A 26970-nucleotide genomic window follows, 5' to 3' on the forward strand; every position below is an offset into this window, starting at 1 on the left:
TCTCAAAAGGAACTCGCTCCAGCCCCAAAGGGGCGTCGTATCCAGCCCAGGGCGCAGTGAGGCACGAGCAAGCCCTGGGCTCCCCACGCCAAAGCCGTGGAAGCAAACCCAGCACCCCGCCACACCACGCCAGGTACCAGCAGCGCCTGCACCGAGCCCCGCCCCCACGTCCCCAGCACCTTCCTTAATTCCCCTCTTTAACCTTGCCCCCGCCACACGCCCAAGTGATGCTGATGCATGCGCCGCATAGCCCCTCTCCTCCTCTCTCTGGCCATGGCACTGGAATCCGCCGCATTTCCTGCGGAAGGCTTCGAACCCGAGAACCTCGTGCTCTATCAAGTCGATGAAGTCCTCAGGCAGCGTGTGCCCTCCGTGAATGACCTCGGGAGCTACTACAAGAAGATCGTCGCCGAATGCCAGAGTTTCCTGGCCAAGTCCACCACACCCGCCAATCTCGTGGTCGTCCTCGCTGCCAAACCCGGCGGGCAGTGCAGGTTTTGGTTCATTCCCAGTGCGGCCCAGAACAAGGAACTGAACCTCCCCGGGCTCCAAAAGAGGCTGGAGGCCATACCCGCTCTGGAGGTTTATGGCGGCCCCTTTGCCATGGCCATCCGTGGCAAGATCGCCGGAGGCCTGCCAGCCAGCAAAGAAGAAGCAAACGCAGGCATGCCCATCCCTCAGGAATGGAAGGACGCCATCAAAGAAACGAAGGAAAGAGTCGTGGTTCCCGAAGGCATCCTTGCCATCGTCTGGCCGGACCCTCCCGGCACCGTCGTGGAAAAGCTGCCGTCCACACCCACCGAATATGTCACCCAGATTCTGGAGCCCCTGGGCGGCAAGATCCAGAAGCCCAAGGACTGGTTCTACTCGCAGTCCCAAAAAGGCCCCGCCTACACGTGGACGCTGTCCCGTGAGGACAGCTCAAAAGGCCACTACACCACAGGCGTCCGCATCCAGGCCTTCATCGGCGTCAAAGAGGCCACGGGACAATCTCCCAAAGATTTCATCCTCGACTTCATCAAGTCCAAGCAAACCAGCCCGGACGTGCATGTGCTCGAAACCTGCGAAGAAAAGAACCAGGGCATGTTCACCCGCATGTGCCTGCAGACGGAGGAAGGCCCGCACCACATCCTCTACTCCGTCTTCTGGGGCAATGACCTCGACATGGCCGTGGTCACCATCGCCGGCACCAGCAAGCAGCTCTGGCGCATCTACGCCCCCACCTTCGACAAGATGAACACCTTCGAACTCATCGACATGAAGCGCTTTGCAGAGGAGAAAGAGTCCGGCCCAAAGAAATAGCCCGGCTCTCATTTTCGCATCAGCTCACGTCCGTCGCTGCCACACAGCGGCAGGAGCCCCCCCTCAGACCGGCTCAGGCACCGCTTCTTCATCCAGCGGTGCCTTCTGGTTCTGCTTCTCGCCCTCCAGCCCGCTTTCTCTTTTTTCAGCGCCGAGCACACACGCCATTTCGATGCCCAGGATGCACACATCATCATCGAAGTCACTGCGCTGGGAGTAGCCATGGACTTCGGCCAGCACGGACTGGAAGAGCTCGCCCGTTGGGAAATGGAGGCGTTCATCCACAGCTTTGAAGAGGTCCTCCTGGCTGAAAAGATTGCCCTCCTCATTCTCGACCTCAAACAGTCCGTCGGTGTACAGCATGAGGAGATCTCCGGGAGCCATCGTCGCGCGGGTGGTCGTAAAGACCACATCGGAGAAAAGCCCCAGAGCGCCTGCTCTGCCGTGGAGTTCCAGAAACGTCGTCCGGCCTTCATGCCGCTTGAGATGCAGCGGCGAGGGATGCCCGGCGATGGCGTACTGAAACTCCCCCTTCGCCGCATCGGCGATGACCATCACCCCCGTGGCATACATCGTCGTGCCCGCCTGCTTCAGGATGGAATGCAGCCCATGGTTGATCTGGGTCATCAGGCGGCCAGGGTCCATATCGGAGCCGCTGTGCTGCTCCAGCAGCGCCCGCATCATGCTCGTCACCAGCGCGGCCCGCACACCGTGCCCCATCACATCGCAGATGAAGATTCCCACGCCGGTTTCTGAAACAGGAAAGACGCTGAAAAAATCACCGCTCACCTTTCCGGCTGGCTGATACACGGAAAAGAACTTCAGGGCGCTTTCCGCGACAGGCGCCGACTGCGGCACGCTTGGAAAATGGTCCGGCAGCAGCGCCAGTTGCAGCTCCCGCGCCATCGTCAGCTCCTCCTCCATCTGCTGGTTCTTCGCACTCAGCTCCCGGGTGCGCTCGGCGATCCGCTGCTCCAGCTCGCGGTTCAGCGCCTCCAGGGCTGCCTGCGCCGCGTTGCGCTCGCTCTCTGCACGGTCAATGCGCCTTCCCACCAGCCGTGCCACCTGCGAGATCACAGCGCTGATGATCAGGATGTACAGCAGCGTGGACAGCGCCGAGGCCAGCGCTGGATTCAGCGTCCAGCCCGTGAGGAAGTGCGTGCGCAGCAGGCCCTCCGCCAGCGCCACCAGCACCACGGCCGGCAGAAACCAGCGCAGCAGCACCGCGCGGGTGCTGTCTCCCTGCCAGCCCCTCAGCGGCCAGCACTCCGCCCCGATCGCTGCTATGATGCTGCTTCCCATCAGGATAAACGCCGCCGCCGTGGGCAGCGCAACCGGAATGACGGTGCCGCCATACAGCAGCGGTGTACCATGCAGGTAGCCCAGCACCACCACGCAGCTGACGGCCAGCACCAGAGCCGTCATCGGTCCGGCCCAGAAGCGCAGCCTCACCTTCAGCAGCGCCAGCACAGCCACGGAGATCAGCAGAAAATTCAGCGCCGTGATTGGCGACATCCGGCCCGTTCGCACCGCCCCAAACATCGCCGGATCCGCCACCAGCCATTCCTCCACCCCGAGGCTGATCCCGCTGAAAAACTCAAACAGCTTCCCACCCGCCACCAGGCACACCACCACAATCAGCAGTTCCGCCACCGGACGCCGGAACTTCGGGTGCTCGCGCAGCAGCAGCACCAGGCTTAGCAGTGTAAACGCCAGCGCCGTGCTGGGCGCCATCGGGATGTAGCTCTGGCGGATGCTCGCCAGCACCGCCAGCCCCGAAACCCATCCTATCAGCGTCAGCGCCCCCAGCACGCCCGTCATCAAGGCGCAGACAAAGCTGATTCGGCGATAGATCATCTTCATGACGCTGCATCGGTGCCCGCAGTGGTTGGGTTGCCAGCGCCAGGACCAAACCACCCCTCAGCCAAAACACAATCGGAACCCCGTGTCCCGGCAAAAGCTACACAGCCCCCACCTCACCCAGTGCCCGCTTCCATTCGTCATTCGTCATTGCCCCCATCCCCCGCCACGCCTACAAACCACGCCCCAGCCCCCTTTCCCCCATGCCCCTCTCCCTCATCCTCACCCACCCCGGCGGCTCACATAAAGACGAGCTCCTCGCCTGCTGCCTCCTCGCCGCCGTGCATCGCGTGCCCATCGTCCGCCGCGAGCCCACCGCCGAGGACCTCGCAGACCCCACCATCGCCGTCGTCGATGTCGGCGGCGAGCACGCTCCTGAGCGCCACAACTTCGACCACCACCAGTTCCCCGCCGACACCCCGCCCATCTGCTCCCTCAGCCTCGTGCTTCAGCACCTCGGTCTCTATGAAGACGCCCGCGCCTTCTGCGACTGGCTGGAGCCCGCCGAGTGGTTCGACACCCGTGGTCCCAACACCACCGCCAAATGGCTCGGCGTCACCCGCGAGTCGATGACCAAGCTCACCTCACCCATCGACGTCACCATCCTCCGCCGCTTTGCCAAAGCCAAACGCCTGGAGCCCGGCGAGCCCCTGTGGGAAATCCTCAGCTACATCGGCAGCGATCTCCTCGACTACCTCCGCGACCTCCGCAGCCGCCTCGACTACATCGCCCTGCACGCCAAAATCTGGAACCTCGGCGACCACGAAGTCCTCTTCCTCCCTCGCACAGAACCCCTCCCCGACGAACCCTCCTCCGGCATCGAGCGCTACATCGAAAGCCTCGGCAAAGACACCACCGTCGCCGCTCTGATTTACCCCGACCGCCGCGGCACCGGCTACGGCCTCTCCCGCCACAACGACAGCCCCCTCTACGACTTCACCCGCATCGAAACACAACCCGACGTCCACTTCGCCCACGCACGCGGCTTCGTCGCCAAGACCTCCGCAGTAGAGCTCGACCGCGTGAAGGAGCTGCTGAGTCTGGCGAAGGTGTAGCAGAGTGATAGTTTGGCCTATCCACGTTCTGTCGGTCACGACAAGATTGACGCAAAAGCCTGTCACAAGTAATTTAGTATAAACAGACGTTGCTCATGACCTTTACCGCCGTCCTGCCACCGAACATCAAACTGCCAGAAGAAATGTGGCTGCCCGCTCGTGTGCGTCGGCATGGTCAGTCGCTGGAAATCAGCGCCGATGAGCCTGCCCAAGCCACAACCTTGCCAGACAAGCAAGAGGCTCTCAAGGCATGGCTGTCACGCTGCTCTGCACAGCCGGTGAGCACGTTGAGCGATGAAGACCTCGACGATCTTCGCTGGCAGCATCTGCAAAAAAAACACCAGCTTTGATTCATGCGCATTTTCGTGGACACCAACGTCTGGTTGGATGTGACTCTCAACCGCGCCGGTTTCACTGATGCCTCGGCATTCCTGACTGGATGTGCCGCAAGGAACGATGAACTGTGGATCGCATGGCATACCATCTCGAATGTGGATTACATTCACGCTCGGGCCAAACTCACGACCTCTCAGCGAGAGCAACATCTCCGCGACATGCTGCTGCAGGCCCGCATTTCAGCGACCGACGAAACTGATGTCATGCGAGCGCTGAGCCTTGGCTTGCCGGACTTCGAGGACGCCCTCCAGGTTGCTGCAGCCTTGCGATGCAAAGCTGATGTGATTGTCACCAACAACACCAAGCACTTCATCAACTCCCCAATTCCGACGTTGTCTGTGAGCGAGTTCTTGGTGAAGTTTCCATGAACCATCAAACAGCAGCGCTTACGACTTGGCTCGTTGAGCGCAGCTTCTTGAGCGTGTAGGTGAAATCAATCCACATTTACAAGGCCAAAGTAACGGCGACTCGGTTTGCAAAAAGCAAAACGGTAGAAATGGAAGCAGAGCAAAAGCCCCGCAATCACCATTTCCAGCTGGGAGCTTAGATCGCGCGGGGGGGCACCCGGTAAACCATACAAAATGCTTTCACCCATATTGATCAGGTGAGCTGCTAGTATGACGACAGTGGCCCAATACACCCACGCTTTGCGCACACCAAACACCAAACCAAGACCAGCCACTATGCGAAGGACGTCCTGTGCTGCCGACCAGGGTTGACCGAACCAAAGCGCCCACCCCTGCTCCCTAAAAATCTGGACCTCAAGATACGAGATAACCACCGTGGACACCAGAATCATTGCGAGGGCCCACCTTACCGAAGGTGGGCGTTTGGCACTAGGCTTTGATGCTTGGTCAACCAGCACTTTCGCCTGCGGAGGAGCGTAAGGATTATGACGTTCTTCAAGCTCCTTCACACAAGCTACTCGTTAAACTTACAATCTCCGCTCCTTCACCTCGCTCGTGATCTCCGCAATGAAGTCATCAATCGCCTTCACACCCAGATCACCCTTCTTGCTGTGGCGCACCGCCACGCTCTGCGCAGCGGCTTCCTTCTCACCAAGCACGAGCATGTAGGGAATGCGGTCCAGCTGGGCCAGACGGATCTTGGCGCCGATCTTGTCCGCGTCGTTGTTCAGCGTCACACGCAGGCCGGCGTCCTTGAGCTTGGCGTACACTTCATCGGCAAAAGCGTCCACCTTCTCGCTGATGGTGAGGATGCGCACCTGCTCAGGGGCAAGCCAAGTCGGGAAATGTCCGGCAAAGTGCTCGATCAGCACGCCGCAGAAGCGCTCCATGCTGCCAAACGGCGCACGGTGGATCATCACTGGGCGATGCGGTTTGTTGTCCGCGCCATTGTAGGACAGGTCAAAGCGCACCGGCAGCACGTAGTCCACCTGCACAGTGCCCAGCTGCCACTCGCGGCCGATCACGTCCTTGATCACAAAGTCGATCTTCGGCCCGTAGAAGGCAGCCTCGCCAGGCTCTTCGGTGAAGGGCACGCCCAGCGTCGCGGCCGCCGTGCGGCACGCCTCTTCCGCAGCATCCCACTTGGCAGGATCTCCGGTAAACTTGCTGCTGTCAGGATCACGCAGGCCCACGCGCACGCGATAGTCGTGCATGCCCAGCGTGTTGAGCACGATCTTCACGAGGCTCAGGCAGCCCAGCACTTCCTTCGCCACCTGATCTTCCGTGCAGAAAAGATGCGCATCATCCTGCGTAAAGCCACGCACGCGCGTCATGCCATTGAGCTCACCGCTCTGCTCCCAGCGATACACCGTGCCAAACTCGGCCAGTCGCACGGGCAGGTCTCGGTAGCTGCGCGGCTGGCTGGCGTAGATCTTGATGTGGTGCGGGCAGTTCATCGGCTTCAGCAGGAAGCCGTCGAGCAGCTGGTCATCCGGCATCACGCGATCCTCCGGCACCACTTCCTTGCCGGCACGCTCGTTGAGCTGCTGACGCAGGCGGGACGACACAGCACCCAGGCGCTCCATCACCTCGCAGCAGCCACAGCCTTCCTTGATCACCTTGGCCAGGTCATCATTCTCAATCACGGGCGCAAACTGGCTGTCCTTGTAGTAGGGGAAATGGCCGCTCGTCTTGTACAGCACCGTCTTGCCGATGTGCGGCGTGAAGACCTGGCTGTAGCCCTGCTTGCGCAGCTCTTCGCTGATGAAATTTTGCAGCTCCTGGCGCAGGATCGCCCCGTTCGGCGTCCATAGGATGAGCCCCTGCCCCACGTCTTCATCAATGTGGAAGAGCTTCAGCTCACGCCCCACCTTGCGGTGGTCGCGCTTCTTCGCCTCCTCCAGTTGCACCAGGTGCTGGTCCAGCTCCTCCTTGCTCGGGAAAGCCGTGCCATACAGGCGCTGCAGCTGCGGCTTCGTCTCGTCGCCCATGTAGAAGGCGCTCGCCACCGACATGATCTTCACGTTCTTGCACTTGGACGTATAGCCCACGTGCGGCCCCGCGCAGAGGTCGATGAAGTCGCCGTTCTGGAAGGTCGAGATCTGCTCGCCTTCAGGAATCTTTTCCAGCAGGTCCAGCTTGAAAACACTCGGATTCCCCGGACGCTCCGTCAGGCCGCCCAGACGGCCGGACTTCGCCAGCGCGATCGCTTCTTCGCGGCTCACGCCCTTCCATTCAAACTTCTGGTTCTCCTTGGCGATCTTCTTCATCTCCGCCTCGATCTTCTCAAAGTCGTCCGGCGTGATGCGGTGATCCGGCAGGTCAAAGTCGTAGTAGAAGCCATTCTCCACAGGCGGCCCGTAGGCAAACTGGGCGTTCGGCCACAGGCGCAGGATGGCGGTGGCCATCACATGGGCACAGGAGTGGCGCAGGCGGTCGATGTCAGACATCTGAGCGCGTTCTTCGAGGGTCTTTCGGGCTTCGGACATGGTTGTAAAGTAGGGCCGTGTCCATGCCTCAGGACGCAGTAAGATTCAAGGTGATAACGATCCGCAGCTCAGTCACGCTCGTTCCTCTCCCCAGACACAGCTCCTCGCAGGTGCGGTCGCGCACCTCCGGGCAGCCTTCTTTTCGCAGCATGCAGGTCCGCTCCCCACCGGCTCCCGCAGTCATACCACACCCCGGCATCATCATCGCTGTGTCACAGCCAACACTCAGTCCCCTCACTTTTCCCGCCCCGAAAAAAAACCTTGCATCCTGCCCCTCCATCCAGCACACTCCATCTCGTTCCAAGTTCTCTCAACTTGGTGAACACTTGGTGTTGTCCCCGGCAGGATTGCCGAAGTTTCCCCAGCCTTGGTGCTGATGAAACGCGACCCCGCACTCGCTGCGTGGCCGTCATTCCTGCAAGAGCTCACCGCGGCAATGCCGCTTTCCCCCACATTCCCCCAAACCACACCGCACGGAAGGCCGCCGTCATTGTCATGGCCGCATCCGTTCGCGGCATTCCCCAAGACATCGCTCTCATCATGGCAGGCCACAACAAATGGTCCAAAATCAAGCGTGGCAAAGCCATCACGGATGCCAAGCGCGGCAATGCCTTCAGCAAGCTCTCGAAGGAAATCACCCTCGCAGCCAAGCACGGTGGTGGCAACATCGACATGAATGCCCGCCTCCGCAGCGCCGTCCTCGCGGCACGCGCCGCCAACATGCCCAATGACAACATCGACCGCGCCATCAAAAAAGGCACCGGCGAGCTCGGCGGCGCTCAGATCGAGGAAGTCCTCTACGAAGCCTATGCCCCCGGCGGCGTCGCCATGATGATCGAAATCGTCACCGACAACCGCAATCGCAGCTTCAACGACATCCGCGTCCTCCTTTCCAAAAACAGCGGCACCCTCGCAGACTCCGGCAGCGTCGCCTACATGTTCCAGCGCCGCGGCGAAATCCGCCTCGACAAAGCCGCCGCCACCGAAGACCAGATCATGGAGACCGCCCTCGACGCAGGCGCCGAAGACATCCAGGAAGACGGCGACGAATGGATCGTCTACACCGCCACCGACCAGCTCTTCCAGGTCAATTCCGCCCTCCGCGAAAAAGGCCTCGCCTCCCGCTCTCAGAAGCTCATTTACCAGCCTCAGACCACCGTCACCATCAGCGACGTGGAAACCGCGAAATCACTCATCCGTCTCTACGACGTCCTCGACGACTACGACGATTCGCAAAACATCCACGCCAACTTTGAAATCGACGACGCCATTGCCGATCAGCTCGATTAATCACCTCCCCTTTCCTCCCGTTTATGTCTGACGAAACCACAGCCGAGCTCGAAGCTCCCAAAACCAAGCGCAAAGCCCCGGCCAAAAAAGCAGCGGTCAAAAAAGCCGCCACCAAAGCCAAAGCCGAGCCCCTCGTGGAAATCGCCGCCGCAGAAGAAGCCGCGCCTCCTGCGAAAAAAGTCTCTAAAGCTAAGGCCAAAGCCGCCCCCGCAGCCGAACCCGTGGTCGAAGTCGCCCCCGTCATCACAGAACAGGAAGCCCCCGTCGCCGCCAAGCCCAAGGCCAAAGTCGCCCGAAAGACCGCCAAGAAAAAGGCCGACTCCGCCGAAGCCGCCCCCGAGCTCAATCTTGAGATCACCGCAGCCCCGGCTCCCGCCCCCGCAGAAGCCCCCGCCACCCTCGTTCAGGAGGCCCCCGCCCCGGTCGCCGAAGCTCCCGCACCCGTCGCAGCCCCCGCTCCAGCAGCCGCACCCCAGCCCACGGCACCTGCCGCCAATCCAGAAAGTGCCGAAGACTCCGAAGGCGACGACGAAGCCGAAGGCAGCAGCCCCGCCACCGAGCCCAATGGCCTACCCCGCTACACCGTCATCGGTGAAAACGGCCAGCCGCGCCCCATGACCGCCAAGGAGCGCCGCAAAGCCAAGTTCGAACGCTGGAAGCAGCGTCGCGCCGAGCGCGATGCCCAGCGCCGCTCCGGCGCCCCCTACACCCCCAATCCCAATGGCAACCGCGACGGCGGCAATCGTGATCGCGACCGCGACAACGGCTCCCCCCAGCAAAACGCCCAGGGCGGCCGCAACTACGAGCCCGAGCCCCCCGTCCCCCTCGGCCCACCGGAGCCCGCCAACGGCATCCTCGAAATGTCCCCCAAAGGCTACGGCTTCCTCCGCCGCCGCGAGCTCTCCTTCGCCCAGCACCCGCAGGACGCCTTCATCGCCCCCGAGTTCATCCGCAAATACGGACTCCGTGAAGGCATGCAGATCGTCGGCGTCCAGTGCAAAGGCGCACGCGGCCCCCAGATCACCGAAGTCACCGAGGTCAACGGCCGCAATCCCCTCGCCATGCGCGACATGCCCCTCTTCGAGGAGCTCAAGGCCGTCAACCCCAACAAGCGCTACCAGCTCGAAACCGTCAAAGACCGCCTCACCACCCGCGTCATCGACATGATGACCCCCGTCGGCCGCGGCCAGCGCGGCCTCATCGTCGCCGCACCCCGTGCCGGCAAGACCACCATCCTCCAGCACATCGCCGAGGCCGTCGTCACCAATCACCCCGGCACCCACCTCATGATCCTCCTCGTCGATGAGCGCCCCGAGGAAGTCACCGAGTTCAAGCGCATCCTCCCCCAGGCCGAAATCTACGCCAGCAACAACGACCAGGACGTCAAGAGCCACACCCGCATCTCCACCTTCGCCATCGAGCGCGCCAAGCGCCTCGTCGAATGCGGAGAGCACGTCTTCATGCTCATGGACTCCATCACCCGCATGGCCCGTGCCTTCAACAACACCGCCAAATCCGGGGCCGTCATGAGCGGCGGTGTTGGCGTCGGCGCCCTCGAAATCCCCCGCCGCCTCTTCGCCGCCGCGCGCAACACCCGCACCGCCGGCTCCCTCACCATCCTCGGCACCGCCCTCGTCGAAACCGGCACCCGCATGGACGACCTCATCTTCCAGGAGTTCAAAGGCACCGGCAACATGGAGCTCGTGCTCGACCGCAAGATCGCCGAGCAGTTCGTCTTCCCCGCCGTCAACATCTTCAAATCCGGCACCCGCCGCGAAGAGCTCCTCCTCCAGACCTTCCAGCTCGACAAAATCCACATGCTCCGCCGCGGCCTCGCCGGCCACAAGCCCGTCGAAGCCATCCAGCGCGTCATCTCCCTCCTCGAGCGCTACCCCAGCAACGCCCAGATGCTCGTCGATCTGCCCAGCAAATCGTAGCATCCAGGTCCAGCACCCATCCTCCCCCAGTCCGGGCTTTCCCATCCGCCACCCAGGCGAAGCGGAAAGCCCGTTCTGCTTTTCCCCCACCGCAGTCCCTCGCTCATTCCGCGGCTTCGCAGCATCCCCCATAGGGACTGCGGTCGCGCAGCTACCGCCTTCCGCAGGCCGGTTCAGCCTACGCACACCACCTCACACTCAAACGCAGCCCGCACACACCCGCCCACCTGCCCGGCCTACCCTGCCACGCGCAGTAGAAACAAAATCCAATCCACGTTTAAAGCCGTCGCGCGCGATCCTCCACAGCGCACCGCGAACGCGTCAGCGTTCTGGCGGAGAGGGATCGTCCCGATCCCTCACGCTCTCACATCGTCCGGCATACTCGCCCATCCAGCCCCCAAACCGAGAGATCAAGTCGATCCCCCTCCGTCAGCAGACCTGTGTTCAACGGCAAAGGCATCCGTCCCATCCCAGTGGCACAGTCCTTGCACCCACCAGACCCGCTCCTCCCCTTCCGCATCCAGCCCCCATTCCCCGTTGCCCCCGCCCGTCCCCCCACGTATCCCCTCCCATGCCAGCTCCCGCCCGTGACCTCAAAGTGGACACCGTCCTCCCGCCCACGCAGCCAGAGATCAACCCCATCGCCGCCCAGCTCGCCTCCAGCAAAGACCCCGCCGGCAACGCCGCCGCACGCATCCTCTCCAAATACCTCGACGAACTCCTCCGCGTCCCCGGCACAAACGTCCGCTTTGGGCTCGATCCCATCCTCGCCCTCATCCCCGGCGTCGGCGACACCGTCGCCTCCAGCGCAGGCGTCATCATCCTGTTCGATGCCCTCCGCTCCGGCATCCCCATTCCCGTCTTCCTTCGCATGGCCCTCAACATGGGCACCAATTTCCTCATCGGCCTCGTCCCCGGCGCCGGAGCCCTCGCCTCCGTCTTCTTCAAATCCAACACCCGCAACTTGAAACTCCTCCTCGCCTGGCAGGCCGGGCATCGTCACACAGTCCGGCGCAGCACCCTCCACTACTACACCGGCATCCTCATCCTCCTCGCCATGGTCCTCGGCTTCATCCTCACCGCCTGGGCCGTCTACACCTGGCTCTTCTACTCCGCCGCACAGGCCGTCCTCCACGCCCTCGGCTTCAGCTGAGCCAAGCCCCCGAAAAGTACGATGGGCACTCATGCCCGTCGATCAACGCTTTCGCATCCCCCACGCCAACGCACCAGCAAAACCTCCGCAGTACGATGGCCATTGCCTCACTGCGCTCGCCCTCCGCGCAGCCTCAGGCTGGCCACCTGCGCCACGCTCCGGTTGCTGCCCGTCGCCCAGCGCCCTAAGACCACCCCACGCTCCCTCAGCACCACAGGCCAGCTTCGCAGCCCACCCCAATAACCATAAAGCAGTATAAAATACCATCCACTCACCACGCTGCCGCCAGTCATTCACCACGCATGCAAAAGAAAGAGCCGCCCCTCTCCGCCGCATTGACTTCCACCCAACCCACAATCACCAATCCCCGCCGCACACCACATCCTTCCTATTCCGCCTGTCTGCCCCAATGCCCCCCCTCCTGACCATCTCCCACAGCAAATCATAAATCATAAATCGTAAATCATAAATCCCCCCTCCCTCCCCATGCCCCGCCCCGCCCTCCACACCCTCGCCCCCGACTTCACCGCCCCCGTCATCGGCGGCAGCTACAAAACTGAAACCACCCTCACCCTCAGCCACCTCCGCGGCCACAAAATCGTCCTCTACTTCTACCCCAAAGACGACACCCCCGGCTGCACCACCCAGGCCTGCGCCCTCCGCGACGCCTGGTCCCAGATCCAAAACAAAGCCCACCTCTTCGGCATCAGCACCGACCCCATCAAGCGCCACGCCAAGTTCATCGAAAAACACACCCTCCCCTTTCCCCTCATCGCCGACGAAGACCACCACATCGTCAACGCCTACGGCGTCTGGGTCGAAAAATCCCTCTACGGCAAAAAATACATGGGCACCGAACGCACCACCTTCATCCTCAGCGAGACCGGCCACATCACCACCCTCCTCGAAAAAGTGAAACCCGCCGAGCACCTCCAACAAGTCCTCGCCGCACTCACTTTATAGCTCTTGGCCTTTACTGGGAGCGCCGATTTTCAATCGGCTTCACAAATGCAAATCCTTAGCTCTTATTATTCCGGTCAATCACTCCCGTCTTCATTGCTGGAGTTATTTCCAGCCGGTTCAATGAACTCCTGCTTAACTAGTGGAATAACGCAAAGACGAAGGAGAAGCCACCACAAAAGCTGTGTTGCCGGTGAATAACAGTCCCCGTCTGCCAATAGGCCATGAGCGAGTCGGTTGCGCAGGTTTGATCCGAATTCTTCAGTCAAAATACAACGTAGTTCAAAAAGGTGTCCTTCGCCAAGCAGTTCGGTTGTTTCCGGCAAGGATAACAGCTTGTCGAGAATTCGAACCTCCTGAATCAGTTTGTTATCCAGCTTTGAGGTAATCACGTTATGCCTGTCCAATAAATAGCGGATAGAATTCTCAACTTGCGGCACAAGATAGTAGGCTGCTGCATGCCAGTCCCCTTCAAATCCTGCATGAAAACCACGAGCAAAACTAAATTCGTGGCCATGCGGGATGAAAGGCTGATTCTCAATGAGAAAACTCAGGTCACCGATTCGAGGGTGATGCTCACGCCAAATCTGCATCCGGCACGGGTCAATGTAAGACTGCACACGGAATGGCAAATGAAGCATTGCTGCTTGATGGATCATTTCCGTCCAGACAGCAGACTGATACTGCTGAGGATCGTTCGTAAACATGCTTGGACGACATCCGACGACGCGGCCATCTCTTTCGACTTTCGATGAACCAATCATCGCTAAAAGGGGATTTTCATTAGCCATCTTTTCGATGCTTTTCCGATGAGAAATAACATCAATGACATCCACACCGGAAATCATAAGAAGAATCGATTCCGGAAATGACCGACCTTCCACATGTTTTCTCGCCTGCTCTTGAATTGGAGTGATTTCGACTTGCGGTCCAAATGACCCCATCTCTTTGTGAACGTGCTTTTGATGCTCTAAAAGCATCCGATGAACTTCATCAATTCTTTCTTTGGGAGCGTTGGCTCGACGCAACGCCTCAACTGCATGGGACAGGTGCGAAGAGGATGCCATGAAGCTTGGGTTTGCGCTTTTAATCGCCGCCTCCGCATCGAGAACGTGTGTTTCTGCTGCTCGGATTGCACATCGCTGATGCTCAATATTTTTTCCTTCAATTCGGTACAGGTCTGCCGCAAGCTTCCAGTATGAGAGAGAGAAAGCAGAGGAGATATTTGCCTCGAAACGCTCAGCAATGGATTCAGAAACTTTCGCATTCGCCAGCGAATCACCATGAGCATATTTTTTTAAAATCCCCAGCAACTTGCTACAGCATAGACCCGATTCGGTTGGCGCAAACTTGGCTATTAATTCATCTGCATACTGCATTACATCTTGAAACGGTTTCTGCTTCCGTCCAAGCCTAAAGGCTAGCTGAGCAGCCCGTTCGACGTCGCTAATAAAAAAGAACCAATCTTCGCAGCTCTCGCGAAGTCGTGCAGTATCAAGGTAGGCATATGCCGCCACTTGAACTTGGACATGATCAAACTTTAAAACGGAAGAAACATCTGCAAAATGCGCTTTAATTTCGGTATTCCCCACGACTGTTGCAAGTTTTGCGAGGACTAAAGCGCTATCTTTCGTAAAGTCTTCGAGTGCCGCGCTTCGGCTTGTCGAGGTCGAATAACGCGGACTAAATGGAATCTCAGTTGATTCGAAGTTAGGAGACAGTGAAGTAATTGCCGCGAGAAATGAAAAAACACGCTCGCCAAGCTTATCGCCTGCGTCGTGCAACGCCAATGCCTTTTGATACAAAACACCCGAAGCAGTATCCCGACCTGGCAAATTGGAATCGATTTTATCCAGTATCGATTGCCAATCATACTTTTGAACTTCATCGAAGGTGACGTGGAATACCTCAGCGTTCATTTCAATTCCTCAATTAGCATTTCACGTAAAATTTTTAACGGCATCAGTTTTTTTAGAAGCAATACAATATTCGACATTTACTAACTTACTATACAATTAGAATGGAGTTCAGTCGACCACATCATTTTCGCACAATTTCAGCGCCGCTTGAGCACCCGCGAGATCAGGCGAACCAAGGCGAGTGAAGATTTCCACTGCCCGATGTGCGTAGGGCAGTGCAGCAGCCTTACTTCCTTGCCGTGCCAAGGCCACGGCGATGCGACGACTGTCCATGGCAATCAATTCTAGGCGCCCCACCTTTTCGGATAAAGCCAGAGACTCACGAGCAAGCCTCTCAGCCAGCGGCCAGTCCTCGCGTGTCATCGCCAGCAGCGCCAGATTGCCCGTGCAATATGCTACTCCCTCAGCGTAGCCAGCCACATTGGCTACATGTAGAGCTTCTCGAAAATCTCGCTCTGCGGCTTCGAGATCACCAGAGAGTTGCTCGACACTTGCCAGAGAATTTAAAGCAAGTGCTACATCCTCGCTAGCGGTGGCCAAGCTGCGAAACAGCTCCACAACTTGGTGATAGGCGGCGATTGCGGCGATGTAATCCTTTTGTAACTCCAGTCCAATGCCACGGAGACGAAGAGCGAAGGCGCGCACGCGAATGCCTTCCCGCCTGGCGTCGCATGTCGGAAAGGCCTTCTGCCAATGTGATGCTGCTCGGTCCGCGCAAGCTGAGACTGCCTCCGCCTGCTCGTGCAGACGATGAACCCAGCCTGCCTGGTACGCCCGCCAACCAGCCCATTGATAATCACCCGCTGCAATAGCTCTAGCCTCTGCCTGCGTTCCGAGGGCAAGCCATTCATCCCAGCGGCCGGTAAAATCTAAGAAGTCATCAAGCGCAAGGCACACTCTTTGTAGCCGATCATTCGGTCCAGCTAGGAAAAGCGGCAGGGCCGGGGCAATGCCCGGCCAAGCAGTCTCCAGCGTGGGAAAGTTGCCGTGGTTTCGAAAGCCGTTTTCCAAGATAAGCGTCAATGCGCGCTGCTCCAGACGATTCCCTGTAGCGGCGATGACTTCGGGCTTATGTTTCCTCAGGAAATCTGCCACCAGAGGCACGAGGCTGAATCTTTGTAACTCCGTACTAGGAATGACTAGTGAGCGGTTGGCGAGGCTTCGCAGGGCACGGTCTATTTCAATTTCACTGAAACTTTGCCCCTTTATCGCATCGTCCGTGTCTACGGGCATCGGCTTTTTCAACGCGTGGTAGAAAGCGGCACGCGCAGCAGTCCTTTCTTCACGTTCTGCAGGCATGGGATTCACCAATGCAGCAATGTGCTCTACACTCACCGCCAGCGTGAAGAACGTAAGCGCACAAAGCGCCAGCGTCTCTGCGACGCTGAAGTCGGCAGCCAGGTCACCAAACACAAACTCTAGCGGATCATTCCCCTTCGGACAGGAACGCAGGTACTCGATGGCATCCGTAAATGTCAGGCAGTGCCCACGCCCAATCTGCCCCGCCGTCCAGCGCAGCAGCAGCGGTGCACCACCCGTCTCGCGATAAAGCACTAGCCGCTCCGCCTCGCTCGTCTTCGCTAGCTCGCGGTTGTGCGTAGCCAATTCCGCCAGTGTCGCCAGAGCAGCATCCTCGTTCAGCTTACCCAAGATCAACTCCTCCGCACCAGAGCCGATACGCCCTCGGCAGGTAAGAATGGCCTTGCAGCCAGCAGGCAGTCGTTTGACGAAGGTAAAGACAATGTCCCGCTCCTTTTTCAGCAGGCTCTCCAAATTGTCCAAAATCAGCAGCGCGCGACTGCCGCGTAGCGCCTCCAGCAGCAAGAGCGGTCGCTGCTCCTCCGCCTGCTTCAGAATGTCATCACGCCCCAACTCACGCGCCAGCTCACCCAGCAACTCCGTGAGGCCGCTAAGGATGAAGCCGCTTAAATCCCGCAGGCCCTCATCATCCAGCTCACGCGATTTCAGGGACACAAAAACGATGCGGTCAAACGCCCCCGGCTTCACGCTGAAGGCCGCACGCACCGCCAGCGACGTCTTGCCCATGCCCCCCGGCCCATCAATCAGCGCCCCCCAGGTCCGCGACTCCGGCTCCAGCGCCACCGCAATCTGCCCCAGTTCCTCCTCCCGCCCAAAGAACGGCTGCAGCGCCGGAAGGTTGTGAGGAATAGAGAATGGAGGAGAACCGGGAAAGGCAGGCGGAGCAGCAGTCACGCCAGCGGGTGCGGCGGCCACAGCAGCGGGAGGAAAGCCAGGAGCGCTGGCAGGCACAGCACGCTTATGATCCAGCCGCTCCATCAAACGAGCACGAGCCTTCTCCTCAGTGAGACCCACAAGATCAATGTACGTACGCCCCCGCAACAGCCCATCCGGTTTGAAATCCGCCACCCGCACGCAAACAAGCACACCCTTCTCTCCCGTTGGATCATCCGCAAAAGCCGCCTGCCACTCCGGCTGGCAGAAGCCCGACTCCATATACGCCGGACTCAGCACCGCGATCACACGCGCGCTCTGCTGCAACGCACGGTGCATGTCTCCCGGAAACACCCCTCCCGACTTAAAGTCCCAAGCCTGAATCAACGTCCGCTGCCCCGCCTGCTCCAATTGCCACGCGATCCATTCCGCCCAGCCTTGGTCCACACCCGTGTAACTGATGAAGAAATGAACCTTGTCGGATGAAGTGCCGGTCATAAGCGAATGACTATTCGAAAGCGGTGCCCATGCACCTCCCGCCACAAAAGCGACACCTAGCCTTTTGGCTAGGCAATTTTCGGGGTTCTGTGCCAAAGGCAGCGATCCTGCCTTTCCGCCATTCAGCTCATCCATTCCATTGCCAATCATCCCCCTCCACCCCGCCTAGAGTGGCCAAATCCAGAATCACCTTCAACATCCGTCGATTCCACGAAACCTCTGTGTCCATCGTGCCTTCCGTTCATTCCGTAGGCACTCCCTCCGGCTCCCACCTCCGCCATACTCAGCGGTGAAAATTCAGTTCTTCCCTGTGTTGCCGCCCTCCCCTCTCGCATCAAACGGCAGATCCCCCGCATAATCAGGAACCAGGACCTCATAGTGCACACGCCGCGTCATCGGATCCAGCACGAACTCCCAGGCATTGAAGTCGCTGTGCGCCCATAGCACCCAGGTGTCTGCATACCGGTCCTTAGGCACCGCATAAGCCAGAGTTCCCCGGTGCAGCGATCCATCATCCTCCACATGCTCAATCATCCGCGTCAGACCGTTCACGCGAATGAACTCCTGCACATCCGCATCCGACTTCAACTCAATCGTCCCCGCATACTCCACCTCCGTCGGATGCTCCACCGCGCTCATCACCGCACCCGCCGGAACCTTCACCCCCGTCATCCTCGCCATCTCCTTCCAGTCCGCAGGGCGTGCAGGCCAAAACAACGCCAGCACCACCGCACCTAAAAGCACCAGCGCAATAAGACAGCCTCGGGGGGTTGGGTTCATAGAGTCAGAAAAAGAACCGGTTCACGCACGCATGCCACCATCATCGCGACCCACCCACCGTCAACAGCCCCTTCCCCCTCATCCCTTTTTCCTCCGTTTTTTGCGCCTTTTGCGGCCACCTCTCCGGCCTCTCCAAAAACCACGGTGATCAGTCGCTCGGACACTCCTTGTATGATGGGGTTGTTCTGCAATCGTGATTGCGGCTAAGCTGGCCGCAGTCTGGATGCTGCGGCAGGCTGGCCCTTTACACCAACCTGCCGCAGAGCGTTCCGGGGAGCCTGCGGGCACTCAAGGCCCTTGGAGGCCGTCGGACAGCAAAGCACCCGGGACGCCAGAACAGACGGTAACTCGAACAGTTGAAAGAGCCTCCGCTTGACCTTGGTCCCGTGGAGAAGCTCGCATTGGCAAGGAAGAGTCCTCATAACCATCCATCCCATCCATCGTCATGAATGATGTCCATCCCCCGTCCGTTGTCTACGTCGGCGTTGATGTCAGCGCCAAGCATCTCGATCTCGCCGGACTATCCCGGCTCAAGCAGGTGCCTAACACTCCAGCAGGCCACCAGCGGCTGCTGCACAGCCTCCCTGCCAACGCCCACGTCATCGTAGAGGCCAGCGGTGCCTGCGAGCATGCGCTGTGGATCACTCTGCTCAAAGCCGCCGTGAAAGTCAGCCGTGTCAATCCCGCCAAGGTGCGCCACTACGCACGGGCCAATGGTCGCCTGGCCAAGACTGACGCATTGGATGCGCAGCTGCTGGTTCTCTTTGGCCAGGGGCTCTCACCGCAGCCTGACGTGCTGCCTTCGGAACAGATGCTGGAGCTGCAAAGCCTTGTCAGCCGCCGCGAACAGCTTGTCGCCGTGCATGCCACCCAGCAGGTCCAGCACCAGCAGCTGCAAAATGATGCGCTCAAAACTCAGGCCAGGCAGCTCATGGACTTCATGGAGCAGCAGATCAAGGCACTGGAAAAGAACATGGCCGTCCTGGTGAACTCAGCGGAACTGCGGGAGCGGTCTCAGCGCATGCAGCAGCTGCCCGGGGTCGGCACGGTCACCAGCGCCACCTTGCTGGCCTTGATGCCGGAACTCGGCCTGCACAGCGACGCTCGCATCTGCGCTCTGGCAGGCCTTGCACCGCATCCCTATGACAGCGGTCCGATGAAGGGCCAGCGCCACATCCAGGGTGGTCGCTGGAGAGTCAGGCGCGTGCTCTACATGACGGCCATCTGCTCCCTGAGCCACAACCCCATCCTCAAAGAACACTACAAACGTCTACGTCAACGCGGCAAACCTGCGAAGGTCGCCATCACAGCTCTCATGCGCAAAATCCTCTGCGTGCTCAACAAACTCCTCACCCAACCCAACTTCACACTTGCGTCGTAACACAGTTGCTGTCCGCTCCCATTCCGCTCCCCAATCCTGAAATTCCGGAATCCTGTCCACCTCTCCGGCTCCCCATTTCCTGATCCTTGATCAGCGTCTCATCAGCGTCCTGTCAGCGGTTAAAAAAACTCCGTCCCATTCACCAAGGACTCCCGCTCGCCCCATACCCTCCGAAATCAGCCATCCCCTTTTTGCGCCTCTTTGCGGTCACGTCTCTGGCTCCCCTTCCCCTCCGCCTCCCAAAGTAACAAAATCTTCACAATGAACCACTCCCCCGCATGCCCCGACGCGGCTTCCCTCCGGCAACCGGCCCCCTCTGTCACAAAACCGTCACCCTGGAAGTCTGCTCTCTCGGCAAATCATAAGTCATAAATCGTAAATCATAAATCCCCTCCCCTCCGCCGCCCAATGATCTCCATCCTCCAATCAAGCGCCCGAGCCGCAGGGGTGATGGACCCCGACCTCCAGTCCGCCCTCGACACCGCCGCCGCCGGCGGCATCTCCCCCGTCCTCGCCCTCATCGAAAGCGGCGCTGCCGACGAGCGCCTCCTCTCCCGCCACCTCGCCGACACCCTCGGCTGGCCCTGGCTCGAATCCCCGCGCCCCGAGGCCAACGACGCCGCCGAGCTCAAGCGCCTCATCCCCGCACGATTCGCCGTGCGCCACCAGGTCTTCCCCCTCGGCTTCGGCCATGGTCGTGTGACAACCACGTCACACCAGAACGTGGCAGATGCACCCACACCTCAAAAACGCACCCTCAAGCTCGCCTGCCACGACCCCTGCGACCTCCTCGCCCGGCAGGCCGTCGCACGCCAGTCCGAGCTCCCCGTCGAGTGGTGCCTCACGCCCCGCAGCGAACTCCTCAGCTCCATCCAGCAGCTCTACGGCGTCGGTGCCGAAACCTTCGACGCCCTCATCGCCGCCGGCGGCGGCAGCACCGACGACCAGCACCTGCGCGACGAAGCCAACGTCATCGACGACGAAGACGAAGACGCCTCCGTCGTCAAATTCGTCAACCAGATCATCCGCGAAGCCCTCGCCCAGAAAGCCACCGACATCCACGTCGAGCCCCAACCCGACTCTCTCCGCATCCGCTACCGCATCGACGGCTTCCTCCACGAGATCCCCGTCCCCGAAAACATCAAGTCCCTCCAGGCCTCCGTCATCGCCCGCATCAAGGTGATGAGCAAACTCGACATCGCCGAGAAGCGCCTGCCACAGGACGGCCGCATCAATCTCAAGGCCGACGGCCAGTCCATCGACGTCCGCGTCGCCTGCATCCCCAGCGTCGAAGGCGAGTCCATCTCCCTCCGCCTCCTCGGCCAGGAACGCTTCACCCTCGACCGCCTCGGCCTGAGCGAAGAGCACCGCGCCAAGATCGAACTTCTGCTGGGAAAACCCAACGGCATCGTCCTCGTCACCGGCCCCACCGGCTCCGGCAAATCCACCACGCTCTACACCTTCCTCTCTCAGCTCAACAGCGTCCACCGCCGCATCGTCACCATCGAAGATCCCGTCGAAAACAAACTCCCCGGCATCGTTCAAATCCCCGTTAAAAACGAAATCGGCCTCACCTTCGCCAGCGGCCTCCGCAGTATTTTGCGGGGTGACCCCAATGTCGTCATGGTTGGCGAAATCCGCGACCTCGAAACCGCCGAGATCGCCGTCCGCGCCTCCCTCACCGGCCACCTCGTCTTCTCCACCCTGCACACCAACGACGCCGTCGCCGGCATCACCCGTCTCATCGAGATGGGCGTCAAACCCTTCCTCGTCGGCACCGCCGTCCGCGCCTTCATCGCCCAGCGCCTCGTCCGTTGCCTCTGCTCCTCCTGCAAAGAACCCGCCAGCTACCAGCGCGAAGAACTCACCAAGCTCGGCTTCCCCGAAGTCAAAATAGCCAATAAACTCTACCGCGCCACACGCGGCGGCTGCCAGCAATGCCGCGGCACCGGCTACTCAGGTCGAGTCGCCCTCTACGAGATCGCCCTCATGACCCCCGCCATGCAGGCCCTCGTCTCCCAGAAGGCCTCCGAGTCCGATCTCCAGGCCCAGGCTCGCAAAGACGGCTTCGTCCCCATGCGCGACTACGGCCTCCAAAAAGCCCTCGATGGCATCACCACCCTCGAAGAGGTCGCCCGAGTCACCTCCGAAGAACTCGAATGATCTTCGCTTTCCAAGCCCTGTCCGCCGACGGCTCCGTCAAATCCGGCTCCATCGAAGCCGCCGACCGCGGCGATGCCCTGCGCCAATTGGCCCGCCGCGGCCTGCAGGCACGCTCCATCCAGTCCCAAACCGCCGAAATTGCGAAATCCGACACAAGGAGCGCCGACAATCTCCTCGCCCTTTCCAAGACCGACGTCATCCGTTTTACCGAAGACATGGGCGACCTCCTCGCCTCCGGCCTCCAAGTCGAGCAAGCCCTGCAGGCCATGGAGAACCGCAGCGCCTCCAAAATCGGCACGTTGGCCACGCGCGTCCGTGCTTTCGTTCGCGACGGCGTGCCACTATCTGCCGCATTACGCCAGGCCTCGCCCTCCTTCGACGAGCTCTACTGCAACATGATCGCCGCCGGTGAAAACAGCGGCGCGCTCGATGACATCATGGACCGCCTGGCCCGCCACCTCCGCCTCATGGAATCCGTCCACGCCAAGGTCGTCGGTGCGCTCATTTACCCAGCCTTTCTCATCAGTGCAGGCGGAGCGCTCGCTTTGGTCATGGTTACCTACCTTTTGCCAAAACTTGCCTCCCTGCTCACCGGCTCCGGCAAAGAGCCCCCCTTCATGATCAAGGTCAGCCTCGCCCTTTCTGATCTTCTCAAAAACTACTGGTGGCTGCTCGCCCTTGCACTGGCCTGCATCATCATGCTGCTCTTTGCCCTGCGCAAAACGCCCGCCTTCCAGTCCGGGTGGCACCGCCTCCTTATCAGGATGCCCGGCATCCGCGACATCACGCGGACGCGCTTTGAGCTGCAGTTCTTTGAAACCCTCGGCAGCCTGCTGCGCGGCGGTGTTCCCTTGCTGCATGCCCTGGAACTCGTGCGCCGTGCCGTCACCAACCTCCACCTCAAGCACTCACTGACTCAAGCCGAAGCATTGGTGCAGGAAGGCGCATCCCTGAGCAGCGCGATGAAAAAAACGCAGGCTCTCGACTCGCAAGCCATCGACGTCATCCGCATCGGCGAAGACACCGGCCACCTCGCCGAAGTGCTTGGAAAGGCAGCCACGCGCATGGACACGCAGCTTTCGCGCACCATTGAGCGCGTCACCGCACTCATCCAGCCCTGCCTCCTTCTCGTGATGGCCGCGCTCGTCGGCACTCTCGTTTACACCATGGTCAACATTGTCTTCTCCACCCTCAGCCAGCTCCGTCATTAACTCATAGGTACGACAGACACTCCTGTCTGTCGGTCAGCGCTCCCCCAGACCTGCCCCCCTTCTCTACCCCAGCCCGCCCCATGAAACACCTCCGCTCCTCTTCCAAAAACGGCTTCACCCTGCTCGAAATGATGGTCGTTTTGCTCATCATTGCACTCATTCTCGGAACCGTGGCCTTCATGGTGCAGGGCATCCAGGGAGATGCCGAGCACGTCACTGCCGGGGCCAAGATCAAGGGCCTGGAGAGCGCCCTGACCTCCTACAAGATCAACAACCTCACCTACCCCACACAGGAGCAGGGTCTCGACGCCCTGGTGACCCGCCCCACCGCCGAGCCCAAGCCGAGGCGCTGGACCCAGCAGCTCAAGCCCGACGCCCTCACCGACCCCTGGGGCCGCAAGATGGTGTATCGCAACCCCGGCAAGCACAATGCCAGCGGCTACGATGTGCTCTCCCTCGGAGCAGATGGATTGGAGAACACCGAGGATGATATTGGCAACTGGTAGCAACATGAAGGCATTCACGCTGCTGGAGATGATCGTGGTGCTCGCCATCGCGTCCCTCGTCATCGGCATAGGAGCCGGAGCCGTGCAGAAGCTCACCGAGGAACACGAGCTGCTGCGCGCAGCGCATGATGCCGAGCGCATCTTGATGCAGGCAATGACACGCACACTCACCACCGTGCAACCGCAGGTCATCGACCTGACCACGCTGAGCCAGGGGGCCAAGCTCACCGTGCGCCGCGCCGGAAAGAAGACTTTTGACACAGCCACTAACCAGCATCTGCGGCTGCGGCCCGGCGGTCTTTGTGAACCGCTGACACTCCGCTGGCAAAACGGTGCAAACTGGGTCAGCGCTACGCTGGACCCGCTGACCGCCGGGTTCCAGGAACTGGAGGAAAGCCTGTGAAACGGAATGGGTTCACGCTTCTGGAAACGCTGCTGGCGCTGATGGTATTCAGCATGGCCGTGGTGGCGTTGGTGGAGGCGGTGCACCAGCTCGGCGAGCACACGCTGCTGCGACGGCACGAGGCGGTGGTGCAGGAGCGCATGCGGTCGCTGCTGGTGGAACACACGCGCATTCCAGACGCCATGGAGGAAGTCAAACTGCAGGAGGGAGGTGTGACCTACACGGTGACGCACACGCCGCTGGAGCTCAAGGACCGCGATGGGCAGCCGATGCCGGGGTTGTTTGAAGTGCGTGTGACGGCAGACTGGCTGGAGGGCCGCACACCGCAGCAGGCCAGTGCCGACACCTGGGTTTATCCCCCACTATTCCGCTGATGAAGGCACCATCCAGCCATGCCGCCAGAAAGCAGGCGTTCACCCTGCTGGAGGTGATCATCGTGCTAGTGATCACGGCGCTGGTGCTGGGGGCGGTGTATTCCCTTGCCCAAGGCACGCTGACGCTGGCGGACGATGTGCGCCGGGCAGAACGACGCGATGCACGGATGCAAGCCTTTGCCACGTTTTGCGAGCATCTGCTGGCCGAACTGCCCAGCACTGCGACGCTGAACCTGACCACAACGGAAGATCACGGCGAGTACCTAAGCCGGATGGAACTGGAGCATGTGCACTCCCCGTTTGATGAAACACCGGATTGCACGGTGACCCTGTTCACGCAGGCGCAGCCCGGTGGCGGAGTCAGGCTGCTACTCAGCTGCCACTCTGAGGAACGAGAAAGCAGCGTGGTGCTGTTTGAGGATCTAGCGCAGTGCGAGTGGCGTGTGCTGCAGCCCGCGACGCTTCAGTGGGCGCCGTTCTGGTCCACGGAGTCAGACAATGGAAAGCCAAAGCTGATGAAACTGATCCTGACGCAGGTCGGCGCAGACACGCAGGAGAGAGCGTTTTGGATCACCCCAAGGCAGGCTACAGCTCTACAAATGCAGTGAGTGCGAGTTGGGCGACAAAGCCAGTAACTGAAGCAAGAAAAGACGACAAGAGAAAGGATGTGCTAGTACGCCCCCCTCTACACTTCTCTTCTGATAACACGCACACGATACCCCGGTCGATGCAGGGCGAATAATGGGTTCACCGAGGCATGGTGGGGTGGTGAAAATGCCGGGGATAAAGCCCGCCCTCTCAATTTTTTTTATAACGTAAAAGGAGGGAGAATTGCAGGCTCCAACCCATGTTCATTTCATGACTGATTACGCTGATGAAATCCAGAGATAGGGCCGACTGAAAAAGTGGCTACCTTCAAAAAAGAAGCCCCGCCTTTGGGGCGGGGCTTTTTCTCGTAACACTTTGAATACGAAGGTGGTGGGCAGGGCTGGATTCGAACCAGCGTAGGCGTAAGCCAGCAGATTTACAGTCTGCGTTAAAGGTGTTTTCTCATGTTTGCACATGTTGCCCCATATTGGACTTTGTTACTTGTATATCAGGCATTTATGTTTAACATGACGGCAACATGAGCAAACATAAAAATGCACAGCGAAACCGCAAAAGTGCACAGCAGGTGCACAGCGGCAAGAGCAAGAACCATCCCAAAACCAGTAAGTTCTATTGGATGGAAAAGGTGAAGAAACCGGCCAGTTCAACCGGTGGCGATTCGCCGCATTACGGTGTTCAGATCAAGCATAATGACCGTCGAATGCGCTTCCCATTAAACACTGCGAATAAAGAAGCTGCAGCGGTCCTGGCGGCAAAGATCTGGACGCAGATCGTCTCAGAGGGCTGGGACGCCGCCATCCAGGCATACAAGCCTCAGAGCGCCCCTAAGGCCCCCAAGTCCGCGACAGTCGGCGCATTGATCGAAGCCGCCTGCGCCGCATCCAGCGCCCGCAAGCACTCCCTGGAAGCCTATTCCAAGGCATTCCGTCGTGTCGTGTCCGAAGTGGCAGGCATTCAGGACGGGCGGAAGTTCGACGCCTTCAAAGGCGGCACGAAGGAATGGCGTGAAAGCGTGGACGCCGTTCCCCTCACCAATCTGCTGCCTGCCGATGTGCAGGCGTGGAAAAACCGCCGTCTTCGTGCGGCGGAGGCTGATCCGCTGGCCAAGCGCCGGGCCATCACCACGGTCAATTCCCTCATTCGGAATGCCAAGGCGTTGTTTGGCAAAAAGGTGCTGCCCTTTGTGGAGCAGAAGCTCACCGTGCCGCGTCCCCTGCCCTTCGATGACGTGGGCATGGAGAAAGGCCCATCCCTGCGCTATGTTTCTAAAGTGGACGCATACGCCCTCCTTGCCCGAGCCAAGGAGGAACTGGCCGAATCCGAGCCGGAAGCCTTCAAGGTAATCATCCTTGCACTAGTCTGTGGCCTACGGCGCTCAGAGATCGACCACTTGCTCTGGCGCACCTTTGATTTCAGTCGTGGCCTTCTGCACATTGAGAACACCGAATACCACCAACTTAAGAGCGAAGACAGCGCAGGCGAGATCGACCTCGACGCCGACACCGCCGCCCTCTTCAAAGACTACCGCGCCCGCGCTCCGAAGTCAGTCTTTGTCATCGAGAGCCCAAATGCACCACGTGCCGAAAGGAAGTCCCGATGCTACCGCTGTAATGCAGTTTTTGAGCGCGTAAATGAGTGGCTGAGAGTTCAGGGTGTGGACACCCTGAAGCCGCTCCACACCATGCGGAAAGAAATTGGAAGCATCATCGCCAGTGAACACGGTATTTTCGAGGCGAGCCGCTACCTCCGCCATTCGGACATCCGCATCACGAGCGCCATCTACGCGGACAAGAAAAAAACTGTCACACCCAAAGCATTCGCCGGGTTGCTAGCAGCTCAGACGGAAAACTGAAGTATCAGCCCGCACTATCAATTAAATGAATCAACTTAACCACCACGCCAATTCTCATCGAACATTCTGGTCAATGAATGACCTGAGAACCTGCTATGCCTGCAGACTCGAAAGAGACTTGCCCGAGCGTCGCTTTGATCTCAGCGGCGCCGATTGTGACGTGTAGTTCCAGCGAACATAGGAAAGTGAGGTTCGGCGAAGTGCTGCCGACACGAGACTCTTCAGACTTTCT

General features: G+C 59.9%; 22 protein-coding genes and 1 tRNA gene. 16 read left to right on the forward strand and 7 right to left on the reverse strand.

Annotated features, from left to right (window positions below; all coding sequences use genetic code 11):
• The first annotated feature begins 237 nt into the window (after positions 1 to 237).
• On the forward strand, positions 238 to 1302 hold the full coding sequence (locus tag ACZ5WW_RS03610; RefSeq protein ID WP_377170177.1) for a hypothetical protein: 1065 nt from the start codon (positions 238 to 240) through the stop codon (positions 1300 to 1302).
• Positions 1303 to 1365: 63 nt separating this feature from the next.
• On the opposite strand, the gene ACZ5WW_RS03615 is transcribed toward ACZ5WW_RS03610, so the two are convergent.
• Complete coding sequence (locus ACZ5WW_RS03615; protein WP_464694212.1) at positions 1366 to 3165, reverse strand: PP2C family protein-serine/threonine phosphatase; 1800 nt, start codon at positions 3163 to 3165, stop codon at positions 1366 to 1368.
• 200 nt (positions 3166 to 3365) lie between these two features.
• Between ACZ5WW_RS03615 and ACZ5WW_RS03620 the strand changes: the two genes are divergently transcribed.
• From ACZ5WW_RS03620 to ACZ5WW_RS03630, 3 genes are all read left to right on the forward strand, one after another.
• A complete protein-coding gene (locus ACZ5WW_RS03620) occupies positions 3366 to 4217 on the forward strand; it encodes an MYG1 family protein (protein WP_377170181.1) in 852 nt (283 codons plus the stop codon).
• 95 nt (positions 4218 to 4312) lie between these two features.
• Positions 4313 to 4567: a hypothetical protein gene (locus tag ACZ5WW_RS03625; RefSeq protein ID WP_377170184.1), complete on the forward strand. Its 255-nt coding sequence runs from the start codon at positions 4313 to 4315 to the stop codon at positions 4565 to 4567.
• A gap of 3 nt (positions 4568 to 4570) precedes the next feature.
• A complete protein-coding gene (locus ACZ5WW_RS03630) occupies positions 4571 to 4981 on the forward strand; it encodes a PIN domain-containing protein (RefSeq protein WP_464694213.1) in 411 nt (136 codons plus the stop codon).
• A 65-nt stretch (positions 4982 to 5046) separates the two neighbouring features.
• Here the strand turns inward: ACZ5WW_RS03630 and ACZ5WW_RS03635 are convergent, their stop codons facing one another.
• Together ACZ5WW_RS03635 and thrS are read right to left on the reverse strand one after the other, a co-directional pair.
• Complete coding sequence (locus ACZ5WW_RS03635; RefSeq protein WP_377170189.1) at positions 5047 to 5529, reverse strand: hypothetical protein; 483 nt, start codon at positions 5527 to 5529, stop codon at positions 5047 to 5049.
• A gap of 18 nt (positions 5530 to 5547) precedes the next feature.
• Positions 5548 to 7509, reverse strand: a complete 1962-nt coding sequence (gene thrS / locus ACZ5WW_RS03640; protein WP_377170191.1) for a threonine--tRNA ligase — start codon at positions 7507 to 7509, stop codon at positions 5548 to 5550.
• A gap of 495 nt (positions 7510 to 8004) precedes the next feature.
• On the opposite strand from thrS, the gene ACZ5WW_RS03645 reads away from it, so the two are divergent.
• From ACZ5WW_RS03645 to bcp, 4 genes are all read left to right on the forward strand, one after another.
• Positions 8005 to 8799, forward strand: coding sequence for a YebC/PmpR family DNA-binding transcriptional regulator (locus tag ACZ5WW_RS03645; protein WP_377170193.1), 795 nt, complete (start codon positions 8005 to 8007; stop codon positions 8797 to 8799).
• Positions 8800 to 8822: 23 nt separating this feature from the next.
• Positions 8823 to 10736, forward strand: coding sequence for a transcription termination factor Rho (gene rho / locus ACZ5WW_RS03650; RefSeq protein ID WP_377170195.1), 1914 nt, complete (start codon positions 8823 to 8825; stop codon positions 10734 to 10736).
• Between the two features lie 571 nt (positions 10737 to 11307).
• On the forward strand, positions 11308 to 11889 hold the full coding sequence (locus ACZ5WW_RS03655) for a DUF4112 domain-containing protein (RefSeq protein WP_377170197.1): 582 nt from the start codon (positions 11308 to 11310) through the stop codon (positions 11887 to 11889).
• Positions 11890 to 12375: 486 nt separating this feature from the next.
• A complete protein-coding gene (bcp, locus tag ACZ5WW_RS03660; protein WP_377170199.1) occupies positions 12376 to 12852 on the forward strand; it encodes a thioredoxin-dependent thiol peroxidase in 477 nt (158 codons plus the stop codon).
• A gap of 74 nt (positions 12853 to 12926) precedes the next feature.
• Here the strand turns inward: bcp and ACZ5WW_RS03665 are convergent, their stop codons facing one another.
• The 3 genes from ACZ5WW_RS03665 to ACZ5WW_RS03675 all read right to left on the reverse strand — a co-directional run bounded on the left by ACZ5WW_RS03665 (position 12927) and on the right by ACZ5WW_RS03675 (position 18239).
• Entirely contained in the window at positions 12927 to 14768 is a 1842-nt protein-coding gene (locus tag ACZ5WW_RS03665; RefSeq protein ID WP_377170201.1) for a DUF4209 domain-containing protein, read from the reverse strand.
• A gap of 108 nt (positions 14769 to 14876) precedes the next feature.
• Positions 14877 to 17459 (reverse strand): TIR domain-containing protein, encoded by a 2583-nt coding sequence (locus ACZ5WW_RS03670; RefSeq protein ID WP_377170203.1) that lies wholly within the window; start codon positions 17457 to 17459, stop codon positions 14877 to 14879.
• Between the two features lie 297 nt (positions 17460 to 17756).
• Positions 17757 to 18239 (reverse strand): hypothetical protein, encoded by a 483-nt coding sequence (locus tag ACZ5WW_RS03675; RefSeq protein ID WP_377170205.1) that lies wholly within the window; start codon positions 18237 to 18239, stop codon positions 17757 to 17759.
• A gap of 445 nt (positions 18240 to 18684) precedes the next feature.
• Here ACZ5WW_RS03675 and ACZ5WW_RS03680 point away from each other — a divergent pair, with 445 nt between their 5' ends.
• The 7 genes from ACZ5WW_RS03680 (at position 18685) to ACZ5WW_RS03710 (ending at position 24885) form a co-directional block, all read left to right on the forward strand.
• Positions 18685 to 19620, forward strand: coding sequence for an IS110 family RNA-guided transposase (locus ACZ5WW_RS03680; RefSeq protein WP_377172271.1), 936 nt, complete (start codon positions 18685 to 18687; stop codon positions 19618 to 19620).
• A 408-nt stretch (positions 19621 to 20028) separates the two neighbouring features.
• Positions 20029 to 21783: a GspE/PulE family protein gene (locus tag ACZ5WW_RS03685; protein ID WP_377167775.1), complete on the forward strand. Its 1755-nt coding sequence runs from the start codon at positions 20029 to 20031 to the stop codon at positions 21781 to 21783.
• Entirely contained in the window at positions 21780 to 22994 is a 1215-nt protein-coding gene (locus tag ACZ5WW_RS03690; RefSeq protein WP_377167772.1) for a type II secretion system F family protein, read from the forward strand. The genes ACZ5WW_RS03685 and ACZ5WW_RS03690 overlap by 4 nt, the downstream gene beginning before the upstream one ends.
• An 80-nt stretch (positions 22995 to 23074) precedes the next feature.
• A complete protein-coding gene (gene gspG / locus ACZ5WW_RS03695; RefSeq protein WP_377167770.1) occupies positions 23075 to 23500 on the forward strand; it encodes a type II secretion system major pseudopilin GspG in 426 nt (141 codons plus the stop codon).
• Positions 23501 to 23504: 4 nt separating this feature from the next.
• Positions 23505 to 23903 carry a type II secretion system protein gene (locus tag ACZ5WW_RS03700; protein WP_377167767.1) on the forward strand — a complete coding sequence of 133 codons (399 nt, stop codon included), beginning with the start codon at positions 23505 to 23507 and terminating at the stop codon, positions 23901 to 23903.
• Positions 23900 to 24277 carry a type II secretion system protein gene (locus ACZ5WW_RS03705; RefSeq protein ID WP_377167764.1) on the forward strand — a complete coding sequence of 126 codons (378 nt, stop codon included), beginning with the start codon at positions 23900 to 23902 and terminating at the stop codon, positions 24275 to 24277. Before ACZ5WW_RS03700 ends, ACZ5WW_RS03705 begins: the two co-directional genes overlap by 4 nt.
• Positions 24277 to 24885 carry a type II secretion system protein gene (locus ACZ5WW_RS03710; protein ID WP_377167761.1) on the forward strand — a complete coding sequence of 203 codons (609 nt, stop codon included), beginning with the start codon at positions 24277 to 24279 and terminating at the stop codon, positions 24883 to 24885. The genes ACZ5WW_RS03705 and ACZ5WW_RS03710 overlap by 1 nt, the downstream gene beginning before the upstream one ends.
• A gap of 368 nt (positions 24886 to 25253) precedes the next feature.
• On the opposite strand, the gene ACZ5WW_RS03715 is transcribed toward ACZ5WW_RS03710, so the two are convergent.
• A tRNA-OTHER gene (locus ACZ5WW_RS03715) sits at positions 25254 to 25348 on the reverse strand.
• Positions 25349 to 25586: 238 nt separating this feature from the next.
• On the opposite strand from ACZ5WW_RS03715, the gene ACZ5WW_RS03720 reads away from it, so the two are divergent.
• Positions 25587 to 26738, forward strand: coding sequence for a tyrosine-type recombinase/integrase (locus tag ACZ5WW_RS03720; protein WP_377167758.1), 1152 nt, complete (start codon positions 25587 to 25589; stop codon positions 26736 to 26738).
• The last annotated feature ends 232 nt before the right edge of the window (positions 26739 to 26970 follow it).

The organism is Prosthecobacter fluviatilis (assembly GCF_055388355.1).

Coding starts and splice junctions, on each gene's coding strand:
- ACZ5WW_RS03610 (WP_377170177.1), top strand. CDS start 238: ATGCGCCGCATAGCCCCTCTCCTCCTCTCTCTGGCCATGGCACTGGAA.
- ACZ5WW_RS03615 (WP_464694212.1), bottom strand. CDS start 3,165: ATGAAGATGATCTATCGCCGAATCAGCTTTGTCTGCGCCTTGATGACG.
- ACZ5WW_RS03620 (WP_377170181.1), top strand. CDS start 3,366: ATGCCCCTCTCCCTCATCCTCACCCACCCCGGCGGCTCACATAAAGAC.
- ACZ5WW_RS03625 (WP_377170184.1), top strand. CDS start 4,313: ATGACCTTTACCGCCGTCCTGCCACCGAACATCAAACTGCCAGAAGAA.
- ACZ5WW_RS03630 (WP_464694213.1), top strand. CDS start 4,571: ATGCGCATTTTCGTGGACACCAACGTCTGGTTGGATGTGACTCTCAAC.
- thrS (WP_377170191.1), bottom strand. CDS start 7,509: ATGTCCGAAGCCCGAAAGACCCTCGAAGAACGCGCTCAGATGTCTGAC.
- ACZ5WW_RS03645 (WP_377170193.1), top strand. CDS start 8,005: ATGGCCGCATCCGTTCGCGGCATTCCCCAAGACATCGCTCTCATCATG.
- rho (WP_377170195.1), top strand. CDS start 8,823: ATGTCTGACGAAACCACAGCCGAGCTCGAAGCTCCCAAAACCAAGCGC.
- ACZ5WW_RS03655 (WP_377170197.1), top strand. CDS start 11,308: ATGCCAGCTCCCGCCCGTGACCTCAAAGTGGACACCGTCCTCCCGCCC.
- bcp (WP_377170199.1), top strand. CDS start 12,376: ATGCCCCGCCCCGCCCTCCACACCCTCGCCCCCGACTTCACCGCCCCC.
- ACZ5WW_RS03665 (WP_377170201.1), bottom strand. CDS start 14,768: ATGAACGCTGAGGTATTCCACGTCACCTTCGATGAAGTTCAAAAGTAT.
- ACZ5WW_RS03670 (WP_377170203.1), bottom strand. CDS start 17,459: ATGACCGGCACTTCATCCGACAAGGTTCATTTCTTCATCAGTTACACG.
- ACZ5WW_RS03675 (WP_377170205.1), bottom strand. CDS start 18,239: ATGAACCCAACCCCCCGAGGCTGTCTTATTGCGCTGGTGCTTTTAGGT.
- ACZ5WW_RS03680 (WP_377172271.1), top strand. CDS start 18,685: ATGAATGATGTCCATCCCCCGTCCGTTGTCTACGTCGGCGTTGATGTC.
- ACZ5WW_RS03685 (WP_377167775.1), top strand. CDS start 20,029: ATGATCTCCATCCTCCAATCAAGCGCCCGAGCCGCAGGGGTGATGGAC.
- ACZ5WW_RS03690 (WP_377167772.1), top strand. CDS start 21,780: ATGATCTTCGCTTTCCAAGCCCTGTCCGCCGACGGCTCCGTCAAATCC.
- gspG (WP_377167770.1), top strand. CDS start 23,075: ATGAAACACCTCCGCTCCTCTTCCAAAAACGGCTTCACCCTGCTCGAA.
- ACZ5WW_RS03700 (WP_377167767.1), top strand. CDS start 23,505: ATGAAGGCATTCACGCTGCTGGAGATGATCGTGGTGCTCGCCATCGCG.
- ACZ5WW_RS03710 (WP_377167761.1), top strand. CDS start 24,277: ATGAAGGCACCATCCAGCCATGCCGCCAGAAAGCAGGCGTTCACCCTG.
- ACZ5WW_RS03720 (WP_377167758.1), top strand. CDS start 25,587: ATGCGCTTCCCATTAAACACTGCGAATAAAGAAGCTGCAGCGGTCCTG.